The organism is Bartonella sp. TS25HLJMH (genome assembly GCF_042193505.1).
GTDB classification, from domain to species: Bacteria; Pseudomonadota; Alphaproteobacteria; order Rhizobiales; family Rhizobiaceae; genus Bartonella; species Bartonella grahamii.
This window is the reverse complement of the sequence record NZ_JBHILV010000117.1, coordinates 1-524: the sequence shown is the minus strand read 5'-3', so window position 1 is coordinate 524 and position 524 is coordinate 1. Positions and strand designations below refer to the sequence as shown.

Sequence of the window (524 nt, the reverse complement as noted above, 5' to 3'; positions counted from 1 at the left end):
GTTGCTGCTTGATGAAGCCACATCTGCTTTAGATGCAAACAGTGAAAAGTTGGTGCAAGACGCCTTAGAAGGATTGATGCAAAATCGTACAACCTTGGTAATTGCACATCGTTTGGCAACAATTTTAAAAGCTGATCGCATTCTCGTGATGGATAAAGGCGCTCTTGTGGAAGAAGGAACCCATGCTGAACTTGTGGCAAAAAATGGCGTCTATGCTTACCTCGCAAAACTCCAATTTTCACCGGAGTAAGTGATCTTGATACAAGAGCAGTATCTTTAAGGACATAAACAGCACTCTTTTTAGACAGGCTTATCAATTTGAATCCCTCATGGAAAAAAGAGGGGCAAACATTGAGGTTTTTTTCTTTTTTAAAGTCTTAACGGGCTGTACTTTTTTTGCGCAAGATGGAGGCATTTTTATAAAAATACTTCATCTGTGTACAAAATATAAAATGATACCAAGTTAATCTCTATGGGCTATGAAGATGTGCAAGGAGTTCTTTTCATAACAGCACTGTCACGTT

General features: G+C 38.7%; 1 pseudogene. It reads left to right on the top strand.

What is annotated here, in order from left to right:
• Positions 1-250: pseudogene (locus ACFINF_RS09560) on the top strand (ABC transporter); the annotation flags it as partial.
• Positions 251-524 lie beyond the last annotated feature (274 nt).